Raw genomic sequence first — 26,377 nt, 5'->3', positions numbered from 1 at the left:
GCGCAGAGGAGTTTCCATGGATAAAAAACTGATGGTGGTCGCGGTGGCGACCTTGGCTTTGGGCATCGGCATCGGCTCGATGTGGCCCGGCAATGCTTCTATCGACGCGCATGCCGATGAAGCGGCGGAACATGCCGATCACGCTGAAGAAGGCGCCGCCGCCGCCGCCGACGGCGACCACGGCGAAGAAGGGCACATTGAATTGAGCGCCGAACAGATCACCGCTGCGGGCATTCAACTGGCCGAAGCACGGGCGCAAACCATCAGCCTGGGGTTACCGTTCCCCGGCGAAGTGCGATTCGACGAAGACCGCACCGCCCACGTCGTACCACGCGTGCCCGGCGTGGTCGAGTCGGTGTCGGTCAACCTCGGCCAGTCGGTGAAGAAAGGGCAATTGCTGGCGGTAATCTCCAGTCAGCAGATCTCCGATCAGCGCAGCGAGCAGGCGGCGGCGCAACGCCGTTTGGCCTTGGCGCGCACGACTTATGAGCGCGAAAAGAAGCTGTGGCAGGACAGGATTTCTGCCGAGCAGGATTTTCTCCAGGCGCGGCAAGCCATGGAAGAAGCCGAAATCGCAGTGAACAACGCCCGGCAAAAAATCAGCGTGCTCAGCGGCAGCGTGGTCGCCACCGGCGGCAATCGCTATGAACTGCGTGCGCCGTTCGACGGTGTCGTGGTGGAAAAACACCTGACGCCGGGGGAGGTGGTTGATGAAACCACAGCGGCTTTCACGCTCTCGGATTTGTCGCGAGTGTGGGTGACGTTCGGCGTTTCGCCCAAGGACCTGACCAAGGTGCAAGTGGGCAAAGCCGTGACCGTCAGCGCGCCGGAATTGAATGCGCAAGTCACCGGCAGCGTGGCCTATGTCGGCAGTCTGCTTGGCGAACAAACCCGCACGGCGACTGTGCGCGTCACCCTGGAAAACCCGCAAGGTTCGTGGCGTCCGGGGCTGTTCGTCACCGCACTGGTGGCCACTGACAGCCGTCAGGCGCAAGTCGCGGTGCCGGAAACCGCGATCCAGACCGTCGAGGACAAACCCACGGTGTTCGTGCGCACCGACGACGGCTTCAAGGCGCAAGCGGTGGAGCTGGGCAGTCGCGCGGCGGGGCAGGTGGAAATCACCCAAGGCCTGGAGGCCGGCGTGCAAGTCGCCAGCGCCGGCAGCTTCGTCCTCAAATCGGAACTGGGCAAGGCTTCGGCCGAGCACAGTCATTAATTCTGGAAGGTCCCCATGTTCGAACGCCTGATCCAGTTTGCCATCGAGCAGCGCATCATCGTGCTGCTCGCCGTTCTGCTCATGGCCGGCCTCGGCATCGCCAGTTATCAAAAACTGCCGATCGACGCCGTGCCCGATATCACCAATGTTCAGGTGCAGATCAACACCGGCGCCGCCGGATTCTCGCCGCTGGAAACCGAGCAGCGCATCACCTTCCCGATTGAAACCGCCATGGCCGGTTTGCCGGCATTGGAGCAGACCCGTTCGCTGTCACGTTCGGGGCTGTCACAGGTCACCGTCATCTTCAAGGACGGCACCGACCTGTTCTTCGCCCGGCAATTGGTCAACGAGCGTTTGCAGATCGCCAAGGAGCAATTGCCCGAAGGCGCGGAGGCCGTCATGGGGCCGATTTCCACCGGTCTCGGCGAGATTTTCCTGTGGACGGTCGAAGCGCGGGAGGGCGCGTTGAAGGACGACGGCACGCCTTACACACCGACCGATCTGCGGGTGATTCAGGACTGGATCATCAAGCCGCAATTGCGCAACGTGCCGGGTGTGGCCGAGATCAACACCATCGGCGGTTTTGCCAAGGAATACCAGATCGCCCCGGACCCGAAACGCCTCGCCGCGTACAAGCTGACCCTCACCGATCTGGTCACGGCGCTGGAGCGTAACAACGCCAACGTCGGCGCCGGTTATATCGAGCGCAGCGGCGAGCAGTTGCTGATTCGCGCGCCGGGGCAAGTGGCGAGCACCGAGGACATCGCCAACATCGTCATGGCCAATGTCGACGGCACACCGATCCGCATCAAAAACGTCGCCACCGTGGAAATCGGCCGCGAACTGCGCAGCGGCGCGGCCACCGAAAACGGCCGTGAAGTGGTGCTCGGCACGGTGTTCATGCTCATCGGCGAGAACAGCCGCACCGTCTCACAAGCGGTCGCCGGCAAGCTTGAGCAGATCAACAAATCGTTGCCCAACGGCGTGATCGCCGTGCCGGTGTACGACCGCACGCACCTGGTCGACAAGGCCATCGCCACGGTGAAAAAGAACCTCATCGAAGGCGCGATTCTGGTGATCGCGATCCTGTTTCTGTTCCTCGGCAACATTCGCGCGGCGTTGATCACGGCGATGGTGATTCCGCTGTCGATGCTGTTCACCTTCACCGGCATGTTCAGCAACAAGGTCAGCGCCAACCTGATGAGCCTCGGCGCGCTCGACTTCGGCATCATCGTCGACGGCGCGGTGGTGATCGTCGAAAACACCCTGCGCCGACTCGCTCATGCGCAGCAGCACCATGGGCGATTGTTGACGCGTGCCGAGCGTTTCAAGGAAGTGTTTGCGGCGGCCAAAGAGGCGCGGCGACCGCTGATTTTCGGCCAGTTGATCATCATGGTCGTGTACCTGCCGATCTTCGCCCTGAGCGGCGTTGAAGGGAAAATGTTCCACCCGATGGCGTTCACCGTGGTCATCGCTTTGCTCGGCGCGATGCTGTTGTCGGTGACTTTTGTGCCGGCGGCGATTGCGCTGTTCGTGACTGGCAAGGTCAAGGAAGAAGAGGGCGCGGTGATGCGCGGCGCGCGTCGCGTGTATGCGCCGGCATTGGCTTGGGTGATGAGTCATCGTGCCGTTGCGGTGGGCGCGGCGGTGGGCGTCATTGTGCTCAGCGGCGTGCTGACCAGCCGCATGGGCAGCGAGTTTGTGCCGAGCCTCAGTGAGGGCGATTTCGCCCTGCAAGCCTTGCGCGTGCCGGGCACCAGCCTGACGCAATCCGTCGATATGCAGCAGCGACTGGAGACGCTGATTCTGGCCAGGGTGCCGGAAGTCGAGCGCGTATTTGCCCGCACCGGCACTGCGGAAATCGCCTCCGACCCGATGCCACCGAACATCTCCGACAGCTACGTGATGCTCAAGCCCAAAGAGCAATGGCCGGATCCGGGCAAGTCCCGCGAAACTCTGATGGCCGAACTGCAAGCGGTGGCCGCCACATTGCCGGGCAGCAACTACGAGCTGTCGCAGCCGATTCAGTTGCGCTTTAACGAACTGATTTCCGGCGTGCGCAGTGACGTGGCGGTGAAGGTGTTTGGCGATGACATGGACGTGCTCAACGCCACGGCGGCGAAGATTGCGGCGGCGATGCAGAAGGTCAGCGGCGCCTCCGAAGTCAAAGTCGAGCAAACCACCGGGTTGCCGGTGCTGACCATCAACATCGATCGCGACAAGGCCGCGCGTTACGGGCTCAACGTCGGTGATGTGCAGGACACCATTGCTGTGGCGGTGGGTGGGCGTCAGGCCGGCACGTTGTATGAAGGGGATCGGCGTTTCGACATGGTCGTGCGTTTGTCCGATGCCATGCGCAAGGACATCGACGGCTTGTCGGCGCTGCTGATTCCGGTGCCGGCGGTGAATGGCGCGGCGAATCAGATCGGTTTTATCGCCCTGCAAGACGTCGCCAGCCTCGACCTGGTGCTGGGGCCGAATCAGGTCAGCCGTGAAAACGGCAAGCGGCTGGTGATCGTCAGCGCCAACGTGCGTGGGCGCGATATCGGTTCATTCGTTGCCGAGGCAGGCGAAGTGATCGAGCGTGACGTGCAGGTGCCAGCCGGTTACTGGACCAGTTGGGGCGGGCAGTTCGAACAACTGCAATCAGCGGCCAAACGCTTGCAGATCGTGGTGCCGGTGGCGTTGCTGCTGGTGTTCGGGTTGTTGTTCATGATGTTCAACAATCTGAAGGATGGCTTGCTGGTGTTTACCGGGATTCCGTTTGCGTTGACCGGAGGCGTCATGGCGCTGTGGTTGCGCGATATTCCGCTGTCGATTTCGGCGGGCGTCGGGTTTATTGCGTTGTCCGGAGTGGCGGTGTTGAACGGCTTGGTGATGATTGCGTTCATTCGCAATCTGCGGGAGGAGGGGCGGTCGCTCACTGAGGCGATCAACATCGGTGCGCTGACGCGATTGCGGCCAGTGTTGATGACGGCACTGGTGGCGTCGCTGGGCTTCATTCCGATGGCGCTGGCGACCGGCACGGGGGCTGAGGTGCAGCGGCCATTGGCGACAGTGGTGATCGGCGGGATCCTGTCTTCGACGATTCTCACGTTGCTGATCTTGCCGGCGCTGTACCAACTCGCCCATCGCCGGGATGAGGAGGCTGTTCCAACTAAATAGGTAATCCCCCTGTGGGAGCGAGCCTGCTCGCGAAGGCGATCTGTCAGTCAACAATGATGTGACTGAACCACCGCTTTCGCGAGCAGGCTCGCTCCCACAGGATTTCCGTGCGCTGATCCGGGAGATAACGGATATGTAATTTCCCCGCCACCGTCCCGATAGGTTCGGATTGTTACCTTGAACCCGTCAGCTACTTAAACGAGGAATCAAAATGAAATTTGCCCAAATCAGTGCCTTCACCGCAGCCCTGGCGCTGTCTTCCCTGGCCATGGCCGAAGGTGGCGGCGACCGCACTTTCAAAAAAATGATGACCGCCAACGACCGCTCCGTAGAGCTGTACGTTGCCCGCGAACAGGCCCGCGATCCGGTCGTCGTCAATGACAAGAAAGACGACAAGACTCAAGACCTGTAAACGCAGCCGTGCTGGAACAAGCCTGTCATCGCGCATCGATGCCGGGCTTTTTTATGGAGGTTATAAACATGAAGTTGATCAAGTGGATGGTGTTCACCGGGGTGATGGCGATGTCCTTGAATGTGCTGGCCGAGGGCGGTGGTGACCGCACGTTTGAGCGCGCATTCAGTGCCAACGCCAAAGCCATGGAGCAATACGCCGCCAACCAGGGCAAAGCGCCGCCAGTGGTGAAGGAATACGAGTACGGGATGAAGCTGGATGTGGTCAAAGTCGTAAGTGTCGTCAAGCCGCCGGCGACTTGCGCCGTCGTCCCCACTGCCATGACTTACGAAGACTCTAAAGGCCAACTCAACACCGTCAAATACACCGTGGCCGGCGAATGCCGCCAGCGCGGCTGATCTGCCCCAATCAAAACGCGACCGCTCCGTAATGATAAAAACGCGGTCCCCTGTAGGAGCTGCCGCAGGCTGCGATCTTTTGATCTTGGTCTTTAAAATCAAAATCAAAAGATCGCAGCCTGCGGCAGCTCCTACAGGGGGGGATTCGATATGACGATGTGTATTTCGATTCTGGATGTTTAAAGGTTGTGTGGGAAATGCAGAACCTTCCCACAATGTTTTCAGGTTGTCCGTCGGACGTCGGCTCTCTAGGCTGTGAACGTCGCTGCCCAATCAGCGATCGGGATTGGAACCCCGGACCACCCGAAAGCGCAAAATTGGCTTTCATAACGTATGCTTGCGCACCTTGATGGTGTGCACTCCGTTATGGCGGCTGTGCGCGGGAGACTTCGAGTCTGTCGGGTTTTGTCTGGTGGCCCGGGTTCCAACCTGCGTACAGCTGCCACCCTTCGATTGGAACCGAATGGGCCAGCTCCATTGCCACACCGGAGTTTCATCATGAAAAAGCCAACACCCAATCCGCCCGAAACAACCGTCCCTGCGGACGCCAATACAACGTCCCCCTACGTTTGCGAAGACACCCGAAAACTCCACGAAGCCGCCGACCGCGCCCTCGACTTCTACCTCAAACCCACGGCCGCCATCATGGCCACGCCCTACGTCCAGAACCAGATGTTCCAGGTCAATCCGAAGGCCGACACCGAATCCCTGCTGGCCAACGCCAGCGAATCCCTGGGCTCGGCCAGCGTCATGCTCGGCGACTTCGCGGCGCTGCTGCAAGGCACGCATCGCAAGACCCTGCTCGGTATCGCACAAGTGGTGATGCTTGGCGAACTCGCGGTGAACAGGGCGCTGGATAACGTTGAGCCCACCGCATAATCGTGTGGGAGCGAGCCTGCTCGCGAAAGCGGTGAGTCAACCGACGATGGCGTTGGCTGTGCCGACGTCTTCGCGAGCAGGCTCGCTCCCACAGGTTTTGGCGTTGCGTTGAAGTCCGGACATAAAAAAGGCGCCCCAAAGGACGCCAAAAAATTCACCTCTTTCCAAAGGAGCAAGGAGCTTCTAAAGGTGAATGTGCATTGCTCGTGAACTCAGAGAATCGCCAACGGATATTCGACAATCACCCGCACTTCATCCAGGTCCGACTCGAACGCGGTGGCGCGAGTGGTGGCCTGGCGCAAGCGCAGCGATATGTCCTTCAACGAACCGCTCTGCACCACGTATTTGACTTCGATATCCCGCTCCCAGCGCTTCTGATCGGTCAGCGGATTACCCTCTGCATCGCGGCGCATGTACACGGCGTTGGCGTTGGAATAGTCGGCGTCGGTGCCGCGCGCGTAGCGGGTCATGAACGACAAGCCCGGTACGCCGTAAGTGCTCATGTCGAGGTCGTAGCGCACCATCCATGAACGTTCCTTGGGCGAGTTGAAGTCGCTGTACTGGATGGAGTTGTCGAGGAAGATCGAATCGGACTGGCGCAGGTAATCGAAATCGTCGTTGCCGTTGTTGCGCTGGTGGGAGAGGGCGACGGAATGCGCGCCGAGTTTCACCCCGACACGGCCGCTCCAGATGTCGTTGTCGAACTCGCCGAGCAGTTGTTTGCCCTCGTCGACAGCCTTGTAGTAATTCAAACCACCAAACAGCGACAAGTCATCCGATAGCGGATACGTCCACGCGGTGCCGGCGTAGTACTGATTCCAGGCATCCTTGAGGCGACTGGAGTACAGGCTGAAACTGAGGTTTTTGTTCAGCACGTAATCGCCGCCGCCATAAGCGATCCACGGCGAATTGACCGGGCCGGCATAGAAGGTTGCGAAGTTCTCGCGCATGTCGCTGGACACCGGTTGGCTCATCGCGTGCAGTCGACCACCCTGAACCGACAGACCTTCAATACTGGTGTTGGTCGCCGTCACGCCGCGAAAGCTTTCTGGCAGCAAACGAGAGTCTCCTGCCGCTACTACCGGGTTGGCCGGGAACACATCACCAACCCTGACCACCGTATCGAATGCCCGCACTTTCGCGGCGCCCCCGACCTTGGTGTATTCGTCCCGCGCCTCGCCGTCACTGTTGACCGGCAGTACATCAAACGAACTGCGGCCACCGTTGCGCCCGTCACCGGTGTCGAGTTTCAAACCGATCATCGCAAACGCATCAACACCGACCCCGACGGTGCCTTGGGTAAAGCCGGACTCGAACTTGCTGATCACCGCGTGCGACCAGGCCTCGGAATAACCGTTGCCGGTCGGGCTGGGCTGGCCGTTGCGGTGCTCACGATTGAAATAGAAATTACGGTTGAGCACCGTCAGGCTGCTGCCTTCGATAAAGCCCTCGGCTTTTTCTTCTGCAAACACCATGGACGGCCCGGAGCCAACCACCACCGCTAAAGCGGCCATCGACATTTTTGTATTGTTAACCATCAAACACTCCTTGGGTTCGGCAGAACGGGAACGTGCTTCGGCGTGGATTTTATTGTTCGACGGGCAAAGGCCCGCCGGCATGGTCGCCGGGTAACATCGTTACAAGCTGCGGATAACGCCGAGGTGATGGCGCAATTACAATTTCGTCATGTGGGCGTACCTGGAGTTTGTGAATTCCACACAAACCTGTGGGAGCGCGCCTGTTCGCGGTAGCGGAGTGTCAGGCACTGAGGATGGTGGAAGTGCCGAGGCCTTCGCGAGCAGGCTCGCTCCCATCAAGAGACTTCGCGATTGACGTATCGGAACAATTCACAGCACTATCGCCCCATGAACACCCAATATCGAATGACCATGATGTGCTCCTGCATGACCGCTTCCGGCGGGCCATAAGGTCATACGTGTTTGTCATTTGACGTGTACCCGAAGCCCCGCCAGAAATGGACGGGGCTTTTTTTTTCCTGTCAGCACATGGCTCATGGAGAGAGAAATGTTAGAAATCAGAAAAGCTGGCGCGAATGACGCCCAAACCGCATTCGACATACGACGCTTGGCGATCAGGCATCAATGCATCGGTGCTTACACCGAGCAGCAAATGCATCACTGGACCCAGGGCTCGGCTGAGGACGGTTACGACACGCTCATGGAAAAGCATTTCTATCTGGGCTGGGTTGAGGGCGAGCCAGTGGCAACTGGAATGCTTGATGTGGAGCACCGTGAAATCGGTGCAATCTTCATTCATCCGGATTTCATGCAACGGGGATTGGGCAAACACGTTTTGCACTTTCTCGAAGATCTGGCGAGGGTGCTGGGGCTGACAGAGGTCTGTCTGGACGCGACGTTGAACGCTGCCGATTTTTACCGGCGCTGCGGTTACATCGGGGAGGGGAGTGCGATTTACCAATCGTCTTCGGGTCTGCAACTGGCGTGCGTGCCAATGGTGAAGAAACTGTGATGCGATTGTGGCGAGGGAGCTTGCTCCCGCTGGACTGCGCAGCAGGGCCCGCTTCCGAGTCCAAGGCGCTGGCCAAGATCTTCACTGAAATCACCGGGATCAAGCTCAGCGATATTGGCTGACCTGACACCATCGCGAGCAGGCTCACTCCACTTCTTTTCAAAGGCGCAAGGAGCTTCTACAAGTAAATTCGTATCAACCGCGCTGGTTGACCGGGGACACGGCGCCCCAGCCTTGGTTTAGTTAATGCGCGTGAGGGTGATTGGGAATTGCAATTTCGTCATCTGGGCGGCTTTGCCAGATCGGTTCGGTTCAAGGTTGCAAGGGGGACTACGGTTGGGGGAAAAGCGTCTGACGCGCATTCACGTTTCAACGACTCGCGTACGGTTTTCAATATAGGCCATTCGAAAGCGTTGTGCCCGGCGCGCAGCAGGCGGCTTTGCACGGGCTGGCGCTGCCGTAACCAACGCAGGCTGGACATGCCGAATGTGTCTTTGACGCCCTGGATTATCAGGGTGTCGGAATTGAGCGAAACGTCTTCGCTATCGGCACTGAAGAAGTAGCGATTGACGTGGTAATGCAATTCCAGGCGGATGGCGAGAATGGCTTCTTCATCGGCAAACCTGCCGAGAGCGTCCATTGGCATTGTCTGCCCGTTGAGTCGTAACGAAGCCTGCAACCAGTTGATGGCGGCCTGGTGCTGTTGCTCATGACAGCCATCATTCAATATTTGGTGGATGTCGCGCGTGGTACCGCCACCGGCATGGCGCAAGGCTGCGTTGATTGCTTCTTCATAGGCGTAAGTGTTCGCTGCAAACGGAACGAACACAGACACCAATGTGGTTTTCAGCAAAGTGGCGGGGTACCGTTGCTGGTATTGAATGGCCAGCCAGGTGCCCCAGGAGACACCCAGCAGACTGATGCGCTGCAAACCAAGGTGCAGGCGCAAGGCGTTGATGTCTTCGACGTTCAGGGTCGTGTTGTTGTCTCGCGTCTGCCCGTAAGGGCGCGATCGACCACATCCGCGCTGGTCAATCAAAATCACGTCGAAGCAACGCAGGTCGAAGAATTCCAGATGATGACGGCTGCAGCGCCCACCCGGGCCCCCGTGCAAGAAGAACACGGGCTCACCACCGCGTGTTCCGTGGCGCTCCCAGTACAGTTGGTGGCCGTCAGCGGTGAGAAGGTATCCGTTGAGGCGGGTCATGCGGTGGGAAGCGTCAGGCGGTAGAACTGGAACAACTCTTGCCGCCCGCTACGCGCCGCCACACTGGAAATAATCGCCAGACCAAAGGTGTGAGCCAGCCAGCGCATGGCAAGCAACACCGGGGTATGACCAAACACGAGGATTGTGCCGCCGGGGTTCACGCAGCGCACCAGGCTATCAAACGCGCCGTGTGCTTCGCGGCGGGTCATGACTTCGGCATTGAGGAAACGAACAATCAGCACGTCGCAGCGAATAGAGGCGTCGACGCAGGCTGTCGCCTCCATCACGCGAAACTGCGCAGTGGACGTAGCGTGACGTTGTTGCGCATATTCAATCATCGAGACCGAACGGTCTGTGCCCAGATAGCGGCCGTCGGTGAGTTCGGCAGCCAGATGGGCGATGAAGTCACCCGTCGAGCAGGCCGGGTCGTAAATCAGGTCGTCCGGTTTGAGCAATGGCCGCAGTACGCTCACGCAGTGTTCGCGAAAGTGGAACTCGTCGGCGTTCAGTTGCGCAGCCAGCGATGGGTTACCTTGCCAGTAATCGGAGGGGCAAACAGCCTCGTCACCGCGTTCATCGATGACCGCGTAGGGAAAATGAATCTCGCTATCTGGACAGTTCAGCGCGGCGTCAAAGGCTTCAGTTCTTTCTTTCAACGTTGAGGTTTGAAAGTAGATCGACACGCCGTCGTTGCCCCATTGCGACTGCCTGTGGGGGCCGAGCAGCATGGTGGGGTTCAACAGGCTGCTCAGGCCCCAGCGATTGCAAGGGTCTCGCTGCAAGACTTTGCGGCCGACCCAGTCCTGGTCGCGGACTCGCAGAATAAATACCTGATGCAGGCCGTTGCGAGTCGATTCGACGAAACAACTGATCGGGCCTGCGCTTGTGATGTGGTCGGACAGGTTTTCTGCCAGTTCCAGTTCCAGTTCACGTTCCTTTGAGCAGACAATGGCTGGGTTATTCATGGGCTCACTCCGTGATGCTGTTTGCCCAGCCTTCGACCTCGTGAGTGGGGAATCACCACGTTGCCGCTGGACACGACAAAAAACCGTTCCAGCCCGGGTATCACCACATTGACCAGGCTGGTGCCAAGGCTGGTTTGATGCACCGTGGATACGCCGAGGCGGCGCCCGTGTCGTTGAAGGTTCGTGGTCAACTGTTCAATCTGCAGTGGCAACGGTCTTTGCGCGCTGGCCTGGGGCAGGGTCACCGTGGACTGAGCGCAGCGATGCAGCAGATCCTCAGGATTGAATAGCAGGCAGCGCAATAGTCGGGGGAAGGGACTTAAGTGACGCTTCGCGTTTAGCAAATGCTGCGTGTATTCAGGCCCCTCTGCGACGTGATGCAACTGCGCCAGTTCCGTCAGCGCGCGCCAGGCACCATGGCGTGGGTCCAGGGAGCAACCTGAACCGAAAACATGAATCCGGTCACCGGATGCGGCGCAAAACGCCAGGAAAGTGTGCGCAGCGAATTCGGTACTGATATCCACCAGCACGACCTCCGCGCCGATTTCCCTTTCGACATCCGTCCACAGTTGGCCCAGGGTATCGCCATTGCCGGGGCGGGCGATCCGGCGCAGTGGCGGTTGATTCCGATAATAAAAATGATCCAGCAAAAACAACGAAACTGCGTCCCGTTCGATGCATTCATTGATGGCATGCAGCAGGGCCTCGTCGTAACTGGCGCCGATGGCGGTGCCGCTATTGCTCGAGTATCGGCGCAAGGCGCGGCAGTCCGCGGTCTGCTGATCAAAAAACTGCTGTGTGTTGGGCGACGTCAGCGCGAGCGGGTAATAAAAAGGGTCGTGTCCTTGAGGACAGGTGTAGCGTCGGCAGGCGATTCGGCGGTTCTGCTGGCTGGAAAGGAGTCGCACCGGGTCTTGGTTGAAGATCGCGTTGTCTGCGAAGTAGTCCACGGGAATAGCGTGGGCATTCTGCACCGAGAGCGAGTCTGTCCAATAGTGTTCAAGCGTTTCGTAGAGCGCACCGATGGCTGCCTGAACTGCATAACCTTTGCCGGCGCCGCGCGCGACAGGCAGACCATTGCTGTCAGTAAAGGTCGCCTGTACCGCAACAACGTCCTGACCCAAGGTGAGCGTAGCGGGCGTCATTCCCAGCCGACTCAATTCAGTTTGAATGCGCTGGCAGGCCTGGTCCGCTGTCAGTTCTCGCTCGATCATCCAGTTACTGTCCATGATTTCCATCCTCCAAAAGAACGGGGGCTTTCACCCCCGTCCGTTCACTCACTGCGCATCGAGTTCGGCCAGCTCTTCCTCACTCAGTTGCAGTGCTTCGATGTGCTCCGGATCGCGAGCTTGCTCCTCGTCCAGTTCAACGATTTTGTTGGCGTTCCAGCTGCTCATGTAGCCCATGGATCAATTCCTTTTTTTTGTGGATGAAGGTGCTTTTGATTGCACGGATCGAATCTATTAGGCGGGCTGTGAACGGTCAAAAATGTCCGGAAGTTTCAGTTCCGGGAGTGATGGGAGGTTGAAATACGTACACATCATCTTGTGATTGAACCGCGGGACGTCAGGAGCCAGCCGCTTTTGTCCGGGGGAGTTCTTGTGATGTGTCTGAGGGATGTGGTGTGCTTGCCAGGGTTTCTTGCGCGGAGGGTGTGGGATATTTCAGCGAGTCTTGTGAGAGACACAAATCTGGCAATCATCTCCTGGGAATTTTCCATCGCATGAGATGAGTTTTCCCTGCGTTGATTGAATGCGTTCCTACAACCACAGCAAGGGCAGGTATCCGGCGGAGAGGGGACAGGCGGGCGCTGCACATATATCCAAAAAAAACGGCACCCGAAGGTGCCGTTTTCATTTGTAGCTTAAATCCAACCGGGCAATCAGCCCGCCAGACCCGCCTGCTGAACCAGAGTCAGCAACGGCTGCGGGTAAACGCCGAGGAAGAACGCAACCAGGGCGATGGCCAGCAGCATGACGCCGCCCGCCTTTTGTTCCCAGTGCAACTCGGCATCGTGGCGACGCAGGTTTGGCTCGATCAGGTACAGGGTGACCATCACGCGCAGGTAGTAGAAGACGCCGATGGCGCTGCCCAGTACCAACGAACCGACCAGCCACCATTGGTGCGACTCGACACCGGTAGCGATGATGTAGAACTTGCCAATGAAGCCTGCGGTCAGCGGGATACCGGCCAGGGACAGCATCATCACGGTCAGTACGGCGGTCAGGTACGGACGGCGCCAGAACAGGCCGCGGTATTCGTACAGGGCATCCGCGTCACGGCCGTTGTACGGCGAGGACATCAGGGTGATCACGCCGAAGGCACCGAGGCTGGTGATCACGTAGGTGACCAGGTAGACGCCGATGGCTTCCACCGCCAGACCCTTGCTCGCCACCAGTGCAATCAGCAGGTAGCCGAAGTGCGCGATGGACGAGTAACCGAGCAGACGCTTGAGGTTGCTCTGGGTCAGGGCCAGCAGGTTACCGAACAGGATCGAGGCGACAGCAATTACGCTCAGCACGTCGCTCAGTACGCCACTGCTGGCAGCAGGGGAGATCTGGAACAGACGCACCATCACCGCGAACACGGCGACTTTGGAAGCGGTCGCGAGGAACGCGGCGACCGGTGCCGGAGCACCTTCGTACACGTCCGGCGTCCACAGGTGGAACGGTACCAGCGACAACTTGAACGCCAGACCGATCAGCATCATGCCCAGGCCCAGTTGTGCCAGCGGGCTAGGCAGGCCAGTGGCAGCCAGTGCCTGACCAATACCGGTGAAGCTCAGCGAGCCGGCGTCTGCGTAGAGCAGCGCCATACCGAACAGCAGGAACGCGGAACCGGCGGCCGACAGCACCATGTATTTGATGCCGGCTTCCAGTGAACGCTTGTTGAAGAAGGCGTAAGCCACCAGACCGTAGACCGGCACCGACAGCAGTTCCAGACCGATGAACAACCCGGCCAGGTGCTGCGCGCTGACCAGAACCAGACCACCGGCGGCGGCCATCAGGATCAGCAGGTACAGTTCTTCACGGTTGCCCGGGTAACCCGAACCGCCGTCGCCCAGATAGGCGTGGGCGAGGGTGACGCAGGCGAGGGTGGCGACCAGGATCAGCGCCATGTACAGGCATGCGAACGCATCGATCTGCAGCAATGGGGTGACGGCCAGAGGCGCGACTTTCAAGGCAGGCAGGATCGATAGCAAGGCCAGGTTCAGACCCGCCACCGAAATCAGGAAGGTCTGCGAGTGGTTGCGGCGCCAGGCGATTGCCAGCATCACCACGATAATGGTGAGGCTGGTGATCAACAGTGGCGCAAGCGCAATAAAGTGTTGAATCGTGAATTCCATAGCGCTCTTACCGGGCCGAAGCGAGTTGAGTGAAGGCGGTGCCGAGCCACTGCTGTACGCCATGCATCGTGGCGGCAGAAGTGTCGAGGAACGGTTGCGGGTAGACGCCGAGGTAAATCAGCAGCACCGCAAGGCCTAGCACCATGATCAGTTCGCGAGCGTCCATACCGTGCAAGACCGCATCCGATTTGGACGGGCCGAAGTACGCACGGTGGATCATGATCAGCGAGTAGACCGAACCGAACACCAGACCGGACGTGGCAATCGCAGTGATCCAGGGCCAGCTTGCAAAAGAACCGATCAGGATCAGGAACTCGCCGACAAAGTTACCCGTGCCCGGCAAGCCCAGCGACGCGGCTGCAAAGAACAGGCTGATCGCCGGCAGGTAAGCAATACGCGACCACAGACCGCCCATCTCACGCATGTCACGAGTGTGCAGACGCTCGTACAACTGACCGCTGAGGATAAAGAGTGCGGCTGCCGATACACCGTGCGCCAGCATCTGGATCACTGCACCTTGCAGGGCCAGTTGGCTGCCGGAGTAAATGCCGATCAACACGAAGCCCATGTGGGAAACGGAAGAGAAGGCGATCAGACGCTTGATGTCGGTTTGCGCGAACGCCAGGAACGCACCGTAGAAGATCCCGATCAGACCGAGGGTCATGGCGATCGGCGCGAACTCGGCCGAAGCATTCGGGAACAGCGGCAGGGCGAAACGCAGCAGGCCGTAAGCAGCGGTTTTCAGCAGGATACCGGCGAGGTCGACGGAACCTGCGGTCGGTGCCTGGGCGTGCGCATCAGGCAACCAGGAGTGGAACGGTACAACCGGCAGCTTGACCGCGAAGGCGATGAAGAAGCCGAGCATCAGGATGTACTCGGTGGTCATCGACATCTTGGTTTTCAACAGGTCGGCGTAGTTGAAGGTAATCACGCCAGTGTTGTTGAAGTTGACCAGTACCAGACCGAGGATCGCCACCAGCATGATCAGGCCGGAAGCCTGAGTGAAGATGAAGAACTTGGTTGCTGCGTAGATCCGGGTTTTCTTGCCGTCCGAAGAACTGTGACCCCAGAGCGCGATGAGGAAGTACATCGGCACCAGCATCATTTCCCAGAAGAAGAAGAACATGAACAGGTCGAGGGCGAGGAACACCCCGACAACACCGCCCAGGATCCACATCAGGTTCAGGTGGAAGAAGCCAACGTGACGTTGAATCTCTTTCCACGAGCAGAGTACCGAGAGGATACCCAGCAGACCGGTCAGCAGGATCATCAACAGCGACAGGCCGTCGAGGGCCAGGTGCACGCTGATGCCGAAACGCGCGATCCAGATGTGCTTGAACTCAAGCGCCCAGGTCGGATCGGCGCCAGGCGCCGGGGCAAATGAATAGTTGCCGGTTGCCCACAGCCAGAGGCCGATCGCGAGCAACAGGGACATGGTGATCAGCGCAATCCAGCGGGGCAGGGTAGCGCCGAAGCGCTCACCCATCCAGCACAGCAGGCCGCCGATGAAGGGGATCAGGATTAGCCAAGGCAGAATCATGACGGGCTCGTTTCCTTTCGCAAATTCGCAAGGTTCATATCAGACCGCTACCAGCACGATGGCGCCGATTACCAGCACGGCACCAGCAGCCATCGAAGCAGCGTACCAACGCAGTTGACCGGTCTCGGTGCGGCTCAGGGCAGTGTGACCACCCTTGGCCATACGCGGGATCAGACCGATGGTCTGGTCGAGCGGGTCTTTGCGCAGGATGTGGCTGATCGCAAGGTACGGCTTGACGAACAGTTTGTCGTAGATCCAGTCAAAGCCCCAGGCAGCGAACCACCAGGCCGACAGGAAACGCCCGACGCCGCTGTTGGCAATCGCCGTCACGAAGCGACGCTTGCCGAGGAAAAGCAGGGCCGCCAGCAGGATACCGGCCAGAGCGATGGCGCCCGAGGCGATTTCCAGACTGTGCTTGGCTTCGCCACCGGCATGGCCAACGCTTTGCGGCAGTACGCCATGCAGCGGCGGCACGATCATGGCGCCGACGAACGTCGACAGCACGATCAGCACCGACAATGGCAGCCAGTGAGCGATGCCGTGACCGGCGTGGGCTTCAGTCTTGGCTTCACCGTGGAACGCGATGAAGATCAGGCGGAAGGTGTACAGCGAAGTCATGAACGCGCCGACCAGACCTGCGTAAAGCAGACCTTGGTTGCCGCTGGCGAACGCTTCCCAGAGGATTTCGTCCTTGGAGTAGAAGCCCGCGGTCACCAGTGGCAGGGCAGACAGAGCCGCGCCGCCGACGATGAAGCTGGCGTAGGCCAGTGGCAGTTTCTTCCACAGGCCGCCCATCTTGAAGATGTTCTGCTCGTGGTGGCAGGCAACGATCACCGCACCGGAGGCAAGGAACAGCAGCGCCTTGAAGAAGGCGTGGGTCATCAGGTGGAAGATCGCGCCATCCCAGGCACCCACACCCAGCGCCAGGAACATGTAGCCGATCTGGCTCATGGTCGAGTAGGCGAGGATACGTTTGATGTCGGTTTGAACCAGAGCGGCGAAACCGGCGAGTACCAGCGTCACACCACCAACGATGCCGACCAGGTGCAGGATGTCCGGCGCCAGGGTGAACAGACCGTGGGTACGCGCAATCAGGTAAACACCAGCGGTAACCATGGTTGCGGCGTGGATCAGTGCCGAAACCGGGGTCGGGCCGGCCATCGCGTCCGCGAGCCAGGTTTGCAATGGCAGTTGTGCCGATTTACCGACAGCGCCGCCCAGCAGCATCAGGGTCGCCAGGGTGATCCAGAAGTCGCCGACCTGGAATTTCTGCGGTGCCAGCACCAGCAGTTCCTGGATGTTCAGCGTGCCCACTTGCTGGAACAGGATGAACAGGCCGATGGCCATGAACACGTCGCCGATCCGGGTCACGATGAAGGCCTTGAGTGCGGCGTTACCGTTGTTGCGGTTGCTGTAGTAGAAACCGATCAACAGGTACGAGCACAGGCCCACGCCTTCCCAGCCGAAGTACAGGAACAACAGGTTATCGCCCAGGACCAGGAACAGCATGCTGGCGATAAACAGGTTGGTGTACGAGAAGAAGCGCGAGTAACCCGCTTCACCGCGCATGTACCAGGAGGCGAACAGGTGGATCAGGAAACCCACGCCCACCACCACGCCGAGCATGGTGATCGACAGGCCGTCGATGTAGAGGGCGAAGTCAGGCTTGAAGCCTTCCACTGCCATCCACTGCCACAGCACCAGGGTGTAGTGACCGCCTTCGGGAGGCGCGACGTTGAATTGCCAGATGACGTAGGCGGTGACAATCGCCGACAAGCCAATGGAACCCACGCCGATCAGCGCCGAGAGGTTTTCCGACCAGCGTCCACGAGAGAACGACAGCAGCAGGAACCCGATCAGGGGGAATACGAAAGTCAGAAAGATTAGGTTCATCCGCGCATCTCACTGGCAGCGTCGATATCGAGCGTGTGGAAGCGGCGATACAGTTGCAGCAGGATCGCCAGGCCAATACTGGCCTCGGCAGCTGCAAGGCTGATCACCAGGATGAACATGATCTGTCCATCCGGCTGGCCCCAACGGGCGCCTGCAACGATGAAGGCCAGTGCAGAGGCGTTCATCATCACTTCCAGACTCATCAACACGAACAAAATGTTGCGACGAACCATCAGGCCGACGAGGCCGAGGCAGAACAGGATGCCGGCAACCGCCAGACCATGCTCAAGAGGGATAGCAGGCATAAGTTACTCCGTCGCCTCGTTGCGGCCCAAATGGAACGCCGTGACGGCTGCGGCAAGCAGCAGCATCGAGGCGAGTTCGACCACCAGCAGATACGGGCCGAACAGGCTGATGCCCACGGCTTTTGCATCGACGGTGGTGTGGCCGATGGCCTGGCCGCTCTGGTGAGCGAACAGCACATACAGCAATTCGGCCAGCAGCAGGCCGGCGAGAATCACCGGCCCGGCCCAGATGCCGGGCTTGAGCCAGACGCGTTCCTGCTGAACCGCGGCGGGGCCGAGGTTGAGCATCATCACCACGAACACGAACAGCACCATGATGGCGCCAGCGTAGGCGATCACTTCCAGCACACCGGCGAACGGTGCGCCGAGAGCGAAGAAGGTCATGGCCACGGCGATCAACGAGATGATCAGGTAGAGCAGGGCGTGCACAGGGTTGGTGTTGGTGACCACACGTAGCGTGGCCACGACAGCGATACCCGATGCGAAATAGAAAGCGAATTCCATCGTTCTTCCTTAAGGCAGCAAGCTCTTCACGTTGATCGGTTCGGCTTCGTTCTGTGCGGAGCCTTTCGGCTTGCCAGCGATTGCCATACCTGCAACACGATAGAAGTTGTAATCAGGGTTTTTGCCGGGGCCGGAGATCAGCAGATCTTCTTTCTCGTACACCAGGTCCTGACGTTTGAACTCGGCCATCTCGAAATCCGGAGTCAACTGGATTGCGGTGGTCGGACAGGCTTCCTCGCAGAGGCCGCAGAAAATGCAGCGCGAGAAGTTGATACGGAAGAAGTCCGGGTACCAGCGACCGTCTTCGGTTTCAGCTTTCTGCAGCGAGATGCAACCCACCGGGCACGCCACGGCGCACAGGTTGCAGGCTACGCAGCGTTCTTCGCCATCGGGGTCGCGGGTCAGGACGATGCGACCACGGTAGCGTGGTGGCAGGTAGACCGCTTCTTCCGGGTATTGCAGGGTGTCGCGCTTGCGAAAGCCATGGCCGAAGACCATGACCAGGCTGCGCAACTGGGTACCGGTACCCTTAACGATGTCGCCAATATATTTGAACATGGGTCAAATCCTCACTGAACCGCAACCGCGGGCGTGTTCAACAACACAACCGCAGCGGTCACCAGCAAATTGATCAGGGTCAGTGGCAGGCAGAACTTCCAGCTGAAGTCCATCACCTGGTCATAACGCGGACGCGGGATAGAGGCGCGCAGCAGGATGAACAGCATGATGAAGAACGCGGTCTTCAGGGCGAACCACAGGAACGACAGTTGCGGCAGGATGCCGAACGGACCGTGCCAGCCACCGAAGAACAGGGTGACCAGCAGCGCCGAGATCAAGATGATGCCGATGTATTCGCCAACGAAGAACATGCCCCATTTCATGCCGGCGTATTCAATGTGGTAACCGTCAGCCAGTTCCTGTTCCGCTTCCGGCTGGTCGAACGGGTGACGGTGAGTCACGGCGACGCCAGCGATGAAGAAGGTACAGAAGCCGAAGAACTGCGGAATGATGAACCACAGGTTCTGCGCCTGGTACTCGACGATGTCGCGCATGTTGAACGAACCGACCTGCACCACGATGCCCATCAGGGCCAGGCCCATGAACACTTCGTAGGACACGGTCTGCGCCGAGGCACGCAAGGCACCCAGCAGGGCGAACTTGTTGTTACTCGACCAGCCGGCGAACAGCACCGCGTAGACCGACAGACCGGCCATGGCGAAGAAGAACAGCAGGCCGATGTTCAGGTCCGCGACACCCCAGGTCGGGGTGATCGGGATGATCGCGAACGCAATCAGCAAGGCCGACATGGCCACAACCGGTGCCAGGGTGAAAATCACCTTGTCGGCAAACGGTGGCGTCCAGTCTTCCTTGAAGAACATCTTCAGCATGTCGGCGGCGATCTGGAACATACCAAACGGACCAACGCGGTTCGGACCGTAACGGTCCTGCCACCAGCCCAGCAGGCGACGTTCGACAAAGCTGAGCAACGCGCCTGCGACCACAACGGCCAGCAGAATCACGATGGCTTTGACGACCGTCAGGATCACATCGATCACTTCAGGGGTGAACCAGGTCATTGCGCTGCCTCCTGCAGACCGTCGACGGATACGCCGGCGAATGCCGGTGGAATGCCGGCGATGCCCGCAGGCAATGCCACCAGACCTGCGCCCAGTTCTTCATTGATGCGCAGCGGCAGACGCAGGGTCTGACCGGCCACGTTCAGGCTCAGCAGCGCACCTTCGTTGACGCCCAGGCGATCCGCTTCGGACTTGGCCAGTGCAACGTAAGCCGCTGGAATACGTTCCTGAACCGGAGCGGCTTTCGAAGAGGTTTCTTCGCTGCCGAACAGGTGGAAGAACGGCACGGCTTGCCAGGTACCCGGCATCGGGTTGAACGCACGCGGCGCGGCAGCGAACCAGTTCAGCGAATCGCCAGTGCTTTCGATCAGGCGGGTGCCCGGATCGCCAGCGCGCAGGTGACCACCGACTTCGTCCTGGAACTTGTTCCAGGCTTGCGGCGAGTTCCAGCCCGGCGACCAGGCAAACGGCACTTGCTGACGCGGTTCGGCAGAGCCCGAGTAACCTTCCATGGAGAAGGCGAACGCGGTGTCTTTGTCTTGCGGGGTGCGAGGTTCGTGAACGCTGATGTCGGCGCGCATCGCGGTGCGACCGGAATAACGCAGCGGCTCACGCGCCAGTTTCAGACCTTTGATACGGAACGCCGCGGACGGTGCAGCGTCGACAATACGCGCCAGTTGCGCGGTGCTCGAAGCAACGGCAGCGGTCACGTGGTCGAGTTGCGTCCAGTCGATTGGCTGATTCAGCAGGGTGGCGCGCAGGGCGTGCAGCCAGCGCCAGCCTTCGTGCACCAGAATGCTCGCGTCCAGGTATTGCGGATCGAAAACCTGGAAGAAACGCTGGGCGCGACCTTCCTGGCTGACCAGCGTACCGTCGCCTTCAGCAAAGCTCGCGGCTGGCAGAACCAGATGCGCGCGATCACTGGTAGCGGTTTTCTGATGGTCAGCGACGATCACCACTTTCGCGGCGTTCAGGGCTGCATCGACCTTGTCTTTGGCGGTGCGGGTGTAGAGATCGTTTTCCAGCACGACGATAGCGTCGGCCTTGCCATCAATCACTGCTTGCAGCGCAGCATCAACCGATTCGCCACCGAGCATCGCCAAGCCGAGGCTGTTGGCTTCCGGCACGATCAGGCTGATGGAACCGTTCTTCTCACGCAGCTTCAGAGCCTTCGCGATATTGGCAGCAGCCTCGATCAGCGCTTTGGAACCCAGCGAAGTACCGGCGATGATCAGCGGACGCTTGGCGGCGAGCAGGGCATCAGCGATGCGCTTGGCCAGTTCCAGTGCTTCAGCGTCCAGGCCTTCAACAGCCGGTGCGCTGGCATCCAGTGCGTGAGCCACAGCAAAACCGATGCGCGCCAGATCGTCCGGAGCTGCGTGAACGCATTCTTCGGCGATGTCGTCGAGCTTGGTTTCAGCCAGGCTGGCAATGAACAGCGGGTTCAGCGCGTGCTGACCGATGTTCTTCACCGCGGCATCGAGCCATGGTTGTACGCGCATGGCGTCGGCCATTTCTTCGGCTTTGCCCTTGACCGACTGACGCAGCGACAACGCCATACGGGCGGCGGTCTGGGTCAGGTCTTCACCGAGCACGAAGATGGCGTCGTGATCTTCGATGTCACGCATGTTCGGTACTGGCAGCGGGCTGTCATTCAGCACTTGCAGGACCAGACGGATGCGCTCCAGTTCGGACGCTTCGATACCCGAGTAGAAGTGTTCGGCGCCTACCAGTTCACGCAACGCGTAGTTGCTTTCGAGGCTGGCACGCGGCGAACCGATACCGACGATGTTGCGACCGCGCAGCAGATCGGCGGCTTTATCCAGCGCAGCGTCGAGGCTCAGCTTGGTGCCGTCGGCCAGCAGCGGCTGACGTGGACGGTCGGTGCGGTTGACGTAGCCATAACCGAAACGGCCACGGTCGCACAGGAAGTATTGGTTCACCGAACCGTTGAAACGGTTTTCGATGCGACGCAGTTCGCCGTAACGCTCGCCCGGAGAGATGTTGCAACCGCTCGAGCAGCCATGGCAGATGCTCGGCGAGAACTGCATGTCCCACTTGCGGTTGTAGCGCTCGGAGTGAGTCTTGTCGGTGAACACCCCGGTCGGGCAGACCTCGGTGAGGTTGCCGGAGAACTCGCTTTCGAGGGTGCCGTCTTCGACGCGACCGAAGTACACGTTGTCGTGGGCGCCGAACACACCGAGGTCGGTGCCGCCAGCGTAGTCTTTATAGAAACGCACGCAGCGGTAGCAAGCGATGCAGCGGTTCATTTCGTGGGAAATGAACGGGCCCAGTTGCTGATTCTGGTGAGTACGTTTGGTGAAGCGATAACGGCGCTCGTTGTGGCCGGTCATCACTGTCATGTCTTGCAGGTGGCAGTGACCGCCTTCCTCACAGACTGGGCAGTCGTGCGGGTGGTTGGTCATCAGCCATTCGACAACACTGGCGCGGAATGCCTTGGACTCATCATCGTCGATGGAGATCCAGGTGTTGTCGGTGGCGGGCGTCATGCAGGACATGACGATGCGACCACGGGTGTCGTTCTCGTCGGTGTACTGCTTGACCGCGCACTGGCGGCAGGCCCCGACGCTACCTAGCGCGGGGTGCCAGCAGAAATATGGAATGTCGAGGCCCAGCGACAGACATGCCTGTAACAGGTTGTCTGCCCCGTCGACTTCGAGCGCTTTGCCGTCTACGTGGATAGTGGCCATGGTTCAAAGGTCTTCGTTGGCCCGGTGTCAGCGGGCGTGGCTAATGGAATCTTGTTATCCGTCCGAATCCAGTCAGCCCCGAAAGGCGTCATCGGACGAAAGGCGAAGGGCACGGACCCTTCGCCTTTTAAGCGTTTACGCGCCGATTACGATCGGCCTTGCCAGAGGCGGGACGGCGCTTGCAGGCGCGATACCGGCTTCGAACTCTGGACGGAAGTATTTGATGGCACTGCCCAACGGCTCCACGGCACCCGGTGCGTGAGCACAGAAGGTTTTGCCCGGGCCGAGGAAACCGACCAGACCCAGCAGGGTCTCGATGTCGCCTGGCTGACCCTTGCCCTGTTCGATGGCCATCAAGAGCTTGACGCTCCATGGCAAACCATCGCGGCACGGGGTGCAGAAACCGCAGGATTCGCGGGCGAAGAACTGCTCCATGTTGCGCAGCAGCGAGACCATGTTGACGCTGTCATCCACCGCCATGGCCAGACCGGTACCCATACGGGTGCCTACTTTGGCAATGCCGCCGGCGTACATTTGTGCGTCGAGGTGTTCTGGCAGGAGGAAACCGGTACCGGCCCCGCCTGGCTGCCAGGCCTTGAGTTTGAAACCGTCGCGCATGCCGCCGGCGTAGTCTTCGAACAACTCGCGACCGGTGACGCCGAATGGCAATTCCCACAGCCCCGGATTCTTGACCTTGCCGGAGAAGCCCATGAGCTTGGTGCCCATGTCTTCAGAGCCTTCGCGGGCCAACGATTTGTACCAGTCAACGCCGTCGGCAATGATCGCCGGCACGTTGCACAGGGTTTCCACGTTGTTCACGCAAGTCGGCTTGCCCCACACGCCGACGGCGGCAGGGAAGGGCGGCTTGGAGCGCGGGTTGGCGCGGCGGCCTTCGAGGGAGTTGATCAGTGCGGTTTCTTCACCACAGATGTAACGCCCGGCGCCAGTGTGGACGAACAGCTCGAAATCGAAGCCTGAGCCCAGAATGTTCTTGCCCAGCAGGCCAGCAGCCTTGGCTTCTTCCACGGCACGGTTGAGGTGCTTGGCGGCGGTGGTGTACTCGCCACGCAGGAAGATATAGCCACGGTAGGTTTTCAGCGCGCGCGCGCTGATCAGCATGCCTTCGATCAGCAGATGGGGCAGTTGCTCCATCAGCATGCGGTCTTTCCAGGTGTTCGGCTCCATTTCATCCGCGTTGCACAGCAGGTAGCGGATGTTGATGGATTCGTCCTTGGGCATCAGGCCCCACTTGACGCCCGTGGGGAAGCCTGCACCGCCGCGACCTTTGAGGCCTGCGTCTTTCACGGTCTGGACGATGTCGTCCTGGCTCATGTCGGCGAAGGCTTTGCGCGCTGCGGCGTAACCGTTCTTGGCCTGGTACTCGTCGAGCCACACGGCCTCGCCGTCGTCACGCAGACGCCAGGTCAGGGGGTGAGTTTCGGCCGACCGCTGAATGCGGTTGGCAGGACCGAAAGATGTCAGGGTCATACGTAGCCCTCGAGCAGTTTGGCGACGCCGGCAGGCTGCACATCACCAAAGGTGTCGTCGTCGATCATCAGCGCCGGTGCCTTGTCGCAGTTGCCGAGGCAGCAGACAGGCAGCAGGGTGAAACGACCGTCGGTGGTGGTCTGACCCAGGCCGATGCCCAGATTGTTCTGGATTTCGCTGACCACCGACTCGTGGCCGCCGATGTAGCAGACCATGCTGTCGCAGACGCGAATGATGTGACGGCCGACTGGCTGACGGAAGATCTGGCTATAGAACGTCGCCACACCTTCAACGTCGCTGGCCGGGATGCCGAGCATCTCGCCGATGGCATACAGGGCGCCATCCGGCACCCAGCCACGTTCTTTCTGAACGATCTTCAGGGCTTCGATCGACGCCGCGCGCGGGTCTTCGTAGTGATGCAGCTCGTGCTCGATGGCCGAGCGCTCGGTTTCACTCAAGGTGAAACGGTCTGTCTGGATAAGCGTGCTGTTCATGCTTAGCGGTCCACGTCGGCCATAACGAAGTCGATACTACCCAGGTACGCAATCAAGTCCGCGACCATGCTGCCTTTGATCACCGAAGGGATCTGTTGCAGATGCGGGAAGCTTGGAGTGCGGATCCGGGTACGGTAGCTCATGGTGCCGCCGTCGCTCGTCAGGTAATAACTGTTGATGCCCTTGGTCGCTTCGATCATCTGGAAGGATTCGTTAGCCGGCATGACCGGGCCCCACGAAACTTGCAGGAAGTGCGTGATCAAGGTTTCGATGTGCTGCAGCGTGCGCTCTTTGGGCGGCGGCGTGGTCAGCGGGTGATCCGCCTTGTACGGGCCTTCCGGCATGTTGCGCATGCACTGGTCGATGATCTTGATGCTCTGGCGCATTTCTTCAACGCGCACCATGCAGCGGTCGTAGGCATCGCCGTTGGCGGCCAGCGGCACTTCGAACTCGAAGTTCTCGTAGCCCGAGTACGGACGCGCTTTACGCAGGTCGAAATCGCAACCGGTCGAACGCAGGCCGGCACCGGTGACGCCCCATTCCAGGGCCTCTTTGGTGTTGTAGGCGGCAACGCCGATGGTACGACCCTTGAGGATGCTGTTCTGCAGGGCAGCCTTGGTGTATTCGTCGAGGCGTTTTGGCAGCCATTCAACGAAGTCTTTCACCAGTTTTTCCCAACCGCGCGGCAGGTCGTGGGCAACGCCACCGATGCGGTACCAGGCCGGGTGCAGACGGAAACCGGTAATGGCTTCGATCACCGTGTACGCCTTCTGGCGGTCGGTGAAGGTGAAGAACACCGGCGTCATTGCGCCAACGTCCTGGATGTAAGTACCCAGGAACAGCAGGTGGCTGGTGATCCGGAAGAACTCGGCCATCATGATGCGGATGACGTCGACCTTCTCGGGCACCTTGATGCCGGCCAGCTTCTCGACCGAGAGCACGTACGGCAGGTTGTTCATCACGCCGCCGAGGTAGTCGATACGGTCGGTATACGGGATGAAGCTGTGCCAGGACTGACGCTCGGCCATCTTCTCGGCGCCACGGTGGTGGTAGCCGATGTCCGGAACGCAGTCGACGATTTCTTCACCGTCCAGTTGCAGAATGATACGGAAGGCACCGTGAGCCGAAGGGTGGTTCGGGCCAAGGTTGAGGAACATGTAGTCCTCGTTCACGCCGGAACGCTTCATGCCCCAGTCTTCAGGACGGAAGCGCGCGGCTTCTTCCTCAAGCTGTTGCTTGGCGAGGTTGAGGCTGTACGGATCGAATTCGGTGGCGCGCGCCGGGAAGTCCTTGCGCAGCGGGTGACCTTCCCAGGTCGGCGGCATCATGATGCGCGACAGGTGCGGGTGGCCTTTAAAGTCGATGCCGTACATGTCCCAGACTTCACGCTCGTACCAGTTGGCGTTCGGCCATATGCTGGTGACGGTCGGCAAGCTCAGGTCGCTCTCGGACAAGGCGACCTTGATCATCACGTCACTATTACGCTCAAGCGACATGAGGTGATAGAACACGGTGAACTCGGCGTCCGATGGCAGCCCTTGACGCTTGGTGCGCAGACGCTCGTCCACGCCGTGCAGGTCATAGAGCATGACGTACGGCTTGGGCAGGTTGCGCAGGAAAGTCAGGACTTCGACGAGTCTGGCACGCGCCACCCACAGCACCGGCATGCCGGTGCGGGTTGGCTGGGCGGTGAACGCCTCTGGGCCAAAACGGTTGTTCAATTCAACGACCACATCCTGGTCGTCTGCCTTATAAGGCGGGATGTACAGAGCGCTGCCTGTAGTCAT

General features: G+C 59.8%; 22 protein-coding genes. 6 read left to right on the top strand and 16 right to left on the bottom strand.

Annotated features, from left to right (window positions below; genetic code table 11):
• The first annotated feature begins 16 nt into the window (after positions 1–16).
• From AB4P97_RS12780 to AB4P97_RS12760, 5 genes are all read left to right on the top strand, one after another.
• Positions 17–1,216, top strand: coding sequence for an efflux RND transporter periplasmic adaptor subunit (locus tag AB4P97_RS12780; protein WP_395602770.1), 1,200 nt, complete (start codon positions 17–19; stop codon positions 1,214–1,216).
• A gap of 15 nt (positions 1,217–1,231) precedes the next feature.
• Positions 1,232–4,381 (top strand): CusA/CzcA family heavy metal efflux RND transporter, encoded by a 3,150-nt coding sequence (locus AB4P97_RS12775; RefSeq protein WP_395602769.1) that lies wholly within the window; start codon positions 1,232–1,234, stop codon positions 4,379–4,381.
• Positions 4,382–4,592: 211 nt separating this feature from the next.
• Positions 4,593–4,793 carry a co-regulatory protein PtrA N-terminal domain-containing protein gene (locus AB4P97_RS12770; protein ID WP_042559882.1) on the top strand — a complete coding sequence of 67 codons (201 nt, stop codon included), beginning with the start codon at positions 4,593–4,595 and terminating at the stop codon, positions 4,791–4,793.
• 68 nt (positions 4,794–4,861) lie between these two features.
• A complete protein-coding gene (locus AB4P97_RS12765) occupies positions 4,862–5,191 on the top strand; it encodes a DUF2790 domain-containing protein (protein WP_395602768.1) in 330 nt (109 codons plus the stop codon).
• A gap of 498 nt (positions 5,192–5,689) precedes the next feature.
• The gene (locus AB4P97_RS12760; RefSeq protein ID WP_042559880.1) at positions 5,690–6,070 is read left to right on the top strand and encodes a DUF6124 family protein; all 381 of its coding nucleotides are present in this window, start codon (positions 5,690–5,692) and stop codon (positions 6,068–6,070) included.
• 212 nt (positions 6,071–6,282) lie between these two features.
• Here AB4P97_RS12760 and AB4P97_RS12755 read toward each other — a convergent pair whose 3' ends face one another.
• Entirely contained in the window at positions 6,283–7,608 is a 1,326-nt protein-coding gene (locus AB4P97_RS12755) for an OprD family porin (protein WP_395602767.1), read from the bottom strand.
• A 487-nt stretch (positions 7,609–8,095) separates the two neighbouring features.
• On the opposite strand from AB4P97_RS12755, the gene AB4P97_RS12750 reads away from it, so the two are divergent.
• Positions 8,096–8,560 (top strand): GNAT family N-acetyltransferase, encoded by a 465-nt coding sequence (locus AB4P97_RS12750; RefSeq protein WP_042559878.1) that lies wholly within the window; start codon positions 8,096–8,098, stop codon positions 8,558–8,560.
• Positions 8,561–8,840: 280 nt separating this feature from the next.
• Here the strand turns inward: AB4P97_RS12750 and AB4P97_RS12745 are convergent, their stop codons facing one another.
• The 15 genes from AB4P97_RS12745 to nuoC form a co-directional block, all read right to left on the bottom strand.
• A complete protein-coding gene (locus AB4P97_RS12745) occupies positions 8,841–9,683 on the bottom strand; it encodes an alpha/beta fold hydrolase (RefSeq protein ID WP_395602766.1) in 843 nt (280 codons plus the stop codon).
• A gap of 80 nt (positions 9,684–9,763) precedes the next feature.
• A complete protein-coding gene (locus tag AB4P97_RS12740; protein ID WP_042559877.1) occupies positions 9,764–10,732 on the bottom strand; it encodes a trans-aconitate 2-methyltransferase in 969 nt (322 codons plus the stop codon).
• Entirely contained in the window at positions 10,729–11,961 is a 1,233-nt protein-coding gene (locus AB4P97_RS12735) for a YcaO-like family protein (RefSeq protein WP_042559876.1), read from the bottom strand. Before AB4P97_RS12735 ends, AB4P97_RS12740 begins: the two co-directional genes overlap by 4 nt.
• Before the next feature lie 48 nt (positions 11,962–12,009).
• Entirely contained in the window at positions 12,010–12,138 is a 129-nt protein-coding gene (locus AB4P97_RS12730) for a hypothetical protein (protein WP_261736161.1), read from the bottom strand.
• A gap of 476 nt (positions 12,139–12,614) precedes the next feature.
• Positions 12,615–14,078 carry an NADH-quinone oxidoreductase subunit NuoN gene (nuoN, locus tag AB4P97_RS12725; protein ID WP_042559875.1) on the bottom strand — a complete coding sequence of 488 codons (1,464 nt, stop codon included), beginning with the start codon at positions 14,076–14,078 and terminating at the stop codon, positions 12,615–12,617.
• 7 nt (positions 14,079–14,085) lie between these two features.
• Positions 14,086–15,618, bottom strand: coding sequence for an NADH-quinone oxidoreductase subunit M (gene nuoM, locus AB4P97_RS12720; RefSeq protein WP_042559874.1), 1,533 nt, complete (start codon positions 15,616–15,618; stop codon positions 14,086–14,088).
• A gap of 39 nt (positions 15,619–15,657) precedes the next feature.
• Entirely contained in the window at positions 15,658–17,511 is a 1,854-nt protein-coding gene (nuoL, locus tag AB4P97_RS12715) for an NADH-quinone oxidoreductase subunit L (RefSeq protein WP_047301931.1), read from the bottom strand.
• Positions 17,508–17,816: an NADH-quinone oxidoreductase subunit NuoK gene (gene nuoK / locus AB4P97_RS12710; RefSeq protein WP_003223790.1), complete on the bottom strand. Its 309-nt coding sequence runs from the start codon at positions 17,814–17,816 to the stop codon at positions 17,508–17,510. The genes nuoL and nuoK overlap by 4 nt, the downstream gene beginning before the upstream one ends.
• 3 nt (positions 17,817–17,819) lie before the next feature.
• Positions 17,820–18,320, bottom strand: a complete 501-nt coding sequence (gene nuoJ / locus AB4P97_RS12705; protein WP_042559872.1) for an NADH-quinone oxidoreductase subunit J — start codon at positions 18,318–18,320, stop codon at positions 17,820–17,822.
• 9 nt (positions 18,321–18,329) lie between these two features.
• Positions 18,330–18,878, bottom strand: coding sequence for an NADH-quinone oxidoreductase subunit NuoI (gene nuoI / locus AB4P97_RS12700; RefSeq protein ID WP_007920177.1), 549 nt, complete (start codon positions 18,876–18,878; stop codon positions 18,330–18,332).
• An 11-nt stretch (positions 18,879–18,889) separates the two neighbouring features.
• Positions 18,890–19,897, bottom strand: coding sequence for an NADH-quinone oxidoreductase subunit NuoH (gene nuoH, locus AB4P97_RS12695; protein WP_042559870.1), 1,008 nt, complete (start codon positions 19,895–19,897; stop codon positions 18,890–18,892).
• Positions 19,894–22,608 carry an NADH-quinone oxidoreductase subunit NuoG gene (nuoG, locus tag AB4P97_RS12690; RefSeq protein WP_042559869.1) on the bottom strand — a complete coding sequence of 905 codons (2,715 nt, stop codon included), beginning with the start codon at positions 22,606–22,608 and terminating at the stop codon, positions 19,894–19,896. Before nuoG ends, nuoH begins: the two co-directional genes overlap by 4 nt.
• Before the next feature lie 135 nt (positions 22,609–22,743).
• Positions 22,744–24,096: an NADH-quinone oxidoreductase subunit NuoF gene (nuoF, locus tag AB4P97_RS12685; protein WP_210623728.1), complete on the bottom strand. Its 1,353-nt coding sequence runs from the start codon at positions 24,094–24,096 to the stop codon at positions 22,744–22,746.
• Positions 24,093–24,590: an NADH-quinone oxidoreductase subunit NuoE gene (gene nuoE, locus AB4P97_RS12680; protein WP_042559867.1), complete on the bottom strand. Its 498-nt coding sequence runs from the start codon at positions 24,588–24,590 to the stop codon at positions 24,093–24,095. The genes nuoF and nuoE overlap by 4 nt, the downstream gene beginning before the upstream one ends.
• 2 nt (positions 24,591–24,592) lie before the next feature.
• Positions 24,593–26,377 (bottom strand): NADH-quinone oxidoreductase subunit C/D, encoded by a 1,785-nt coding sequence (gene nuoC, locus AB4P97_RS12675; protein ID WP_047302093.1) that lies wholly within the window; start codon positions 26,375–26,377, stop codon positions 24,593–24,595.

This window comes from Pseudomonas sp. A1230, assembly GCF_044218825.1.
GTDB classification, from domain to species: Bacteria; Pseudomonadota; Gammaproteobacteria; order Pseudomonadales; family Pseudomonadaceae; genus Aquipseudomonas; species Aquipseudomonas iridis.
Note: the sequence above shows the minus strand (reverse complement) of the source record. Positions and strands in the feature narration are given on the sequence as shown.

What these genes read in the sequence shown, in the direction of transcription:
- nuoC (WP_047302093.1), bottom strand. Translation starts at nt 26,377, where the DNA reads ATGACTACAGGCAGCGCTCTGTACATCCCGCCTTATAAGGCAGACGAC.
- nuoF (WP_210623728.1), bottom strand. Translation starts at nt 24,096, where the DNA reads ATGACCCTGACATCTTTCGGTCCTGCCAACCGCATTCAGCGGTCGGCC.
- nuoL (WP_047301931.1), bottom strand. Translation starts at nt 17,511, where the DNA reads ATGAACCTAATCTTTCTGACTTTCGTATTCCCCCTGATCGGGTTCCTG.
- AB4P97_RS12775 (WP_395602769.1), top strand. Translation starts at nt 1,232, where the DNA reads ATGTTCGAACGCCTGATCCAGTTTGCCATCGAGCAGCGCATCATCGTG.
- nuoK (WP_003223790.1), bottom strand. Translation starts at nt 17,816, where the DNA reads ATGCCTGCTATCCCTCTTGAGCATGGTCTGGCGGTTGCCGGCATCCTG.
- nuoN (WP_042559875.1), bottom strand. Translation starts at nt 14,078, where the DNA reads ATGGAATTCACGATTCAACACTTTATTGCGCTTGCGCCACTGTTGATC.
- AB4P97_RS12760 (WP_042559880.1), top strand. Translation starts at nt 5,690, where the DNA reads ATGAAAAAGCCAACACCCAATCCGCCCGAAACAACCGTCCCTGCGGAC.
- AB4P97_RS12770 (WP_042559882.1), top strand. Translation starts at nt 4,593, where the DNA reads ATGAAATTTGCCCAAATCAGTGCCTTCACCGCAGCCCTGGCGCTGTCT.
- AB4P97_RS12755 (WP_395602767.1), bottom strand. Translation starts at nt 7,608, where the DNA reads ATGGTTAACAATACAAAAATGTCGATGGCCGCTTTAGCGGTGGTGGTT.
- AB4P97_RS12765 (WP_395602768.1), top strand. Translation starts at nt 4,862, where the DNA reads ATGAAGTTGATCAAGTGGATGGTGTTCACCGGGGTGATGGCGATGTCC.
- nuoG (WP_042559869.1), bottom strand. Translation starts at nt 22,608, where the DNA reads ATGGCCACTATCCACGTAGACGGCAAAGCGCTCGAAGTCGACGGGGCA.
- nuoE (WP_042559867.1), bottom strand. Translation starts at nt 24,590, where the DNA reads ATGAACAGCACGCTTATCCAGACAGACCGTTTCACCTTGAGTGAAACC.
- AB4P97_RS12740 (WP_042559877.1), bottom strand. Translation starts at nt 10,732, where the DNA reads ATGAATAACCCAGCCATTGTCTGCTCAAAGGAACGTGAACTGGAACTG.
- nuoH (WP_042559870.1), bottom strand. Translation starts at nt 19,897, where the DNA reads ATGACCTGGTTCACCCCTGAAGTGATCGATGTGATCCTGACGGTCGTC.
- AB4P97_RS12735 (WP_042559876.1), bottom strand. Translation starts at nt 11,961, where the DNA reads ATGGACAGTAACTGGATGATCGAGCGAGAACTGACAGCGGACCAGGCC.
- AB4P97_RS12730 (WP_261736161.1), bottom strand. Translation starts at nt 12,138, where the DNA reads ATGGGCTACATGAGCAGCTGGAACGCCAACAAAATCGTTGAACTGGAC.
- AB4P97_RS12750 (WP_042559878.1), top strand. Translation starts at nt 8,096, where the DNA reads ATGTTAGAAATCAGAAAAGCTGGCGCGAATGACGCCCAAACCGCATTC.
- nuoM (WP_042559874.1), bottom strand. Translation starts at nt 15,618, where the DNA reads ATGATTCTGCCTTGGCTAATCCTGATCCCCTTCATCGGCGGCCTGCTG.
- nuoI (WP_007920177.1), bottom strand. Translation starts at nt 18,878, where the DNA reads ATGTTCAAATATATTGGCGACATCGTTAAGGGTACCGGTACCCAGTTG.
- AB4P97_RS12780 (WP_395602770.1), top strand. Translation starts at nt 17, where the DNA reads ATGGATAAAAAACTGATGGTGGTCGCGGTGGCGACCTTGGCTTTGGGC.
- nuoJ (WP_042559872.1), bottom strand. Translation starts at nt 18,320, where the DNA reads ATGGAATTCGCTTTCTATTTCGCATCGGGTATCGCTGTCGTGGCCACG.